Here is a 2,695-nt window from a genome sequence, read left to right on the forward strand (position 1 = left end):
GACGAGGATCACCAACTCCACCTTCGCACGCTCCTTGTTCAGCAAGGCCAGTGGCGCGCTGCAGTTGGTGCCACCGCCACCGATGGCGGCCAAGGCCTGCGCATTGGTCATCACCGAGTCGCGGGCGTTCAACGACAGCTTCACCACGGCCTGCTCGAACGGCAGAACACGCGCCGCCGGGTTCTTGCGCAACACCGCCGCCGCGACGAGGGCCGCGACATCGATGCAACGCACGCTGGACGTCGCCGAACCGCGGTGACCCGTCACCGCCGAGCTCATCGAGCCCGACACGTCGGGGCACACCACCACACGGCCATCGAACGCCGGCACATTGGCCAGCGCCGCCTCCATCGCGTCCTGCAGCGCATCACGAACCACCGCCGGCACACCTTCTCCCGTCGCCTTGAAGGCCGACATCAGCTGGTACGGCAGCACACGCGCCTGGGCCACGGCCTTCGGGTCCCGCAGCTTGGCTGCGATCGCCTCGGCCATGCCGCCAAGCTCGAACACGCCGTGACGCGCGAAGGTGTTCAGGTTCTGTCGCACCATCTGCCACGAGCCCGACTGCGCGATCTGCGCCCACTGCGCGGTGCTCAGCTCCAGCGCGGTCAGCATCTGGAACGGAACGTCCGGCACCTCGCACACCACGCCCTCGGCCACGGCCCGCTTGAAGCGCTCGAAGGCTTGCGTGATGGGCGGCAGCGCCGTCTCATCGACGGCCTTGCCGATCAACCACGCGAACCACGCAGCGCGCCAGGCCTCCGCCGGCTTCGGGTGAGCCATCTTCACCACGTCGGCCAGCGACGGCGTGTTGCCCACCGAGGCGTTCAACAGCTGCTTCTCGCTCGCGGTCAGCAGCCAGTGTTGCACCAGCTTCTTCGGACGCGAACCCAGCGACTTGCGACCCACCGAGCCACTGCGCACGATCTGCACGAAGTTGCGCAGCATCTTGCCGTTGTCGACCACGCGGCCGAATACCTGGCCCAGCAGCGCCACGTCGCGCGCCGCGAGCGTGGCGGCCAGCAGGGCCGGCATGTCCTTCATGTGGCCAGCCTGGCGTGCATAGATGGCGGTCTTGGCCACGAACGCCGGGTCGACGGTTTGCGCCAGGGCACGCACCGTGTTCAGCTGCGAGTCCGCGCTCGCATAGAAGGTCTGGTTCAGGGAGCCAGTCGCTGCGAGCTGCGCCAGCTGGTGGCGCGCGCTCAGGGCATAGGCCGGCGCTTGCTCCTGGTTGCGCGCGGTGGCGCCCGGCAGGAGCGCGCCCTTGAGCGTCTGGAAGAGTTGGGTGTTGACCATGAGTGTTCTCCTCTGTGCATTCAACTTGTTTGGCAATGCGTGCGGCTCAGTTCAGTCGCGAGCCCTTCGGCAGCCTCGCGGCGAGCCACTCGTGCACGTCCGCCCGGATGTGCCGGCCTTCGAGCAAGAAGTCCTCGAAGCGGCTCGGCACGTAGGGCAGGTACACCAGCGGCATGCTCGCTTCCTCGGGCGTGCGGTCGGCCTTGCGGCCGTTGCAGACACCGCAGGCGGTGACCAGGTTCATCCAGGTCCAGCGGCCACCGCGCGATTCCGGCACGATGTGTTCGCATTGCAGGTCACGCTCGTTGAAGCGCTGGCCGCAGTAGGCGCACGTCAGCCGGTCACGCCGGAACAGCTTGCTCTTGCTGAACGCGGGCACCACGTCGAACAAGTTGACCTTGGACGCGCCGTGCAGCGCGATGATCGGGTGCACATCGATGATCGACTGCCGGCCACGCTCGACGTTGAAGCCACCACGCAGCGTCGCCAGCGGGCCATCGCCGTCGACCCATGCCACCGAGCCGGTGGCCACATGCAGGGCCGCGTGCTCGAGCGAGATCCACGCCTGCGGCGTGCCCTGGATGTCGAGTTGCAGCACATGGCTGTGGTGTGGGTGCATGGGTGGCCTCCCTTCTTGGCCCGCTTCGTGCGTGATTTCGGTTTGGCACGTCCGGGTGGGTTCGAACCACCGGCCTCGACCTTCGGAGGGTCGCGCTCTTCCAACTGAGCTACGGACGTATGGAAAGGTTGGTGGCCCCTGACGATTTCGCTCTGGTCGGCGAAGCCGGTCAGGACGTTGCGAAGCAACGGGCCGAAGGCCACGCGCATCGCGCGTGCAAACGTCGACCCTCGCTTTGTAGGAGCGTTGCTCTGCCTCTGAGCTACACCCACATCGTCCATTCAACGTCGATAGTGATCGCGGTTCACGCCGTCAAAAGCATCCGCTGCGCAGGCAGCAGCGTTTGAAACGACCTCGCGGAGCCGCATGGGCACGGATCGTTGCGGCCGAGCTTCTCGATGAGTTCCTTCGCGCCGCCGACGATGCGGTCACCGCGCTTCACCCCCGTCTCGGACGGGAAGCCTTTGCGCCGTTTGCTCGTGATCGTGAAAGCTCACGTCGTCGTCTTCATTGATCGGTTTCATGGCACACCTCCTGGGTGGTTGACGGTCTCGGATCTGCTGATGTCGTTGGTGGTCCGGGGTGGGCACGATCCACCGGCCTTCGCCTTATGAGGGCACTGCTCTGCCGCTGAGCTACCGGACTGCTGCTTGGCCCCTCGGTCCGAGTCGAACGGACATGCCCTGCGGGCTCCGGTTTCTGAGACCGGTGCGTCTGCCTATTCCGCCACGAGGGGGTTGATGCGTGGTGCGTCGCCAGGGGCTTGAACCCTGACCA

3 protein-coding genes and 3 tRNA genes are annotated in these 2,695 nt (G+C 66.3%); all 6 read right to left on the reverse strand.

Annotated features, from left to right (window positions below; all coding sequences use genetic code 11):
- Window positions 1-1,299, reverse strand: a 1,299-nt coding sequence (locus HLB44_RS36560; protein WP_173135779.1) for a vWA domain-containing protein, incomplete at its 3' end; no start/stop codon positions are given.
- A gap of 46 nt (window positions 1,300-1,345) precedes the next feature.
- Window positions 1,346-1,918 carry an HNH endonuclease gene (locus tag HLB44_RS36565; protein ID WP_173135780.1) on the reverse strand — a complete coding sequence of 191 codons (573 nt, stop codon included), beginning with the start codon at window positions 1,916-1,918 and terminating at the stop codon, window positions 1,346-1,348.
- Between the two features lie 43 nt (window positions 1,919-1,961).
- Window positions 1,962-2,037, reverse strand: a tRNA-Arg gene (locus tag HLB44_RS36570).
- Between the two features lie 185 nt (window positions 2,038-2,222).
- Window positions 2,223-2,360, reverse strand: a complete 138-nt coding sequence (locus HLB44_RS38295) for an SEC-C metal-binding domain-containing protein (protein WP_217283948.1) — start codon at window positions 2,358-2,360, stop codon at window positions 2,223-2,225.
- Between the two features lie 128 nt (window positions 2,361-2,488).
- A tRNA-Met gene (locus HLB44_RS36580) sits at window positions 2,489-2,563 on the reverse strand.
- Window positions 2,564-2,571: 8 nt separating this feature from the next.
- Window positions 2,572-2,654, reverse strand: a tRNA-Leu gene (locus HLB44_RS36585).
- Window positions 2,655-2,695: the final 41 nt, after the last annotated feature.

Origin of the sequence: Pseudaquabacterium terrae (assembly GCF_013266755.1) — a bacterium.
In the GTDB taxonomy this organism is placed as follows: Bacteria; Pseudomonadota; Gammaproteobacteria; order Burkholderiales; family Burkholderiaceae_C; genus Pseudaquabacterium; species Pseudaquabacterium terrae.

Excerpts from the sequence above, each read along its gene's own strand:
- HLB44_RS36565 (WP_173135780.1), bottom strand. The coding sequence starts at position 1,918 with ATGCACCCACACCACAGCCATGTGCTGCAACTCGACATCCAGGGCACG.